Genomic DNA, 1,056 nt, shown 5'->3' on the forward strand with positions numbered 1-1,056 from the left:
AATTTTTAGTTTCACGCTTTATCCCATTTATCTCATACACATCATATTTAAGACTAGGTTTGTGGGAGCAATGGAACGTTCTTAATAGACTTAGGCCAAAAAAAACCACTATATACGCAATTGATCACGATTATAAAGTTACATGCATATCACCACTTTGTGAGTATTGTTTTATGGCTCTGTGTGAAATAAAAAAATACGACACTTTAGTAGATGCTCATACGATTAAACTTCTCGAAAATTTAACAATGGAAATTGGAAATGAAGAAGTTGCTCTACAAGTCACTATTTTGTCATTTGAAAAACTTTGGCATCAAATGGAAATGCATGGAGAGCCCGAAAACACATTTGAATGGCTTCAAATCGAAGCAAAGAAGCTCATAATTTAAAGCAACATAACGTTGTGGTGGTGATTATTATTCCTATTACGTTAAATAGCCGACTTAGCATCTCAAAACGCCAATCTGACGCTCTCAAAACGCTCCTGGAGCGTTTTTAAGCACTTATCCTTACCTAATTAGCCAGAAATCGGGCTGTAAGTTTGTGACGCTTTCAGAGCGATTTACAGGACAAAAAGTTCGCAGTTCGATTGAAACAAAAAACGCCCTCTAAGGGCGTTTTTTCTATGTTTTCATCTTATCGATGGCATCTTTGGTGATCAGCTCGTTAGCTATCTCTAAGTTCTCTTTGTACTTCTTCTCTTTGTACTTCTCATATTCAAAGCGAGATAACGAACTTCTCGGATCGTACTCGTAATGCTGACAGAATTGCTCAAAAGTAACAGCTGCACTCATAGACACCTCTTAATCTTTAAACTGAAAACTTCGCATAAAGCTCTGGCTCTTTAGAGAGTAGAGTTAGGACTTTGCTTGCTAAACCTGTCGGATTTCTCCGTCCTTGCTCCCAACTTTTCACGGTATCAATACTCACATCCATCGCTTGTGCCAACTCTTTTTGGCTGACATCCAGTTGTGCTCGGATCGCTTTAACATCGGCAATCTCATAACGAGTGACATTCGCAGGAGTCTGCTCTCCTTTTGCAATCGCTTCGGCTTG

At 38.9% G+C, this 1,056-nt stretch carries 3 protein-coding genes; 1 reads left to right on the top strand and 2 read right to left on the bottom strand.

Annotation, left to right across the window (positions count from 1 at the left end):
- Positions 1–389, top strand: a 389-nt coding sequence (locus R7F64_RS23750; RefSeq protein ID WP_318072132.1) for a hypothetical protein, incomplete at its 5' end; no start/stop codon positions are given.
- Positions 390–623: 234 nt separating this feature from the next.
- On the opposite strand, the gene R7F64_RS23755 is transcribed toward R7F64_RS23750, so the two are convergent.
- Complete coding sequence (locus R7F64_RS23755; protein ID WP_158090427.1) at positions 624–794, bottom strand: hypothetical protein; 171 nt, start codon at positions 792–794, stop codon at positions 624–626.
- 16 nt (positions 795–810) lie between these two features.
- The coding region (gene nadS, locus R7F64_RS23760; RefSeq protein WP_318072133.1) for a NadS family protein at positions 811–1,056 on the bottom strand (246 nt) is incomplete at its 5' end.

It is taken from the genome of Vibrio sp. Vb1980, from assembly GCF_033338615.1.
GTDB classification, from domain to species: domain Bacteria; phylum Pseudomonadota; class Gammaproteobacteria; order Enterobacterales; family Vibrionaceae; genus Vibrio; species Vibrio alginolyticus.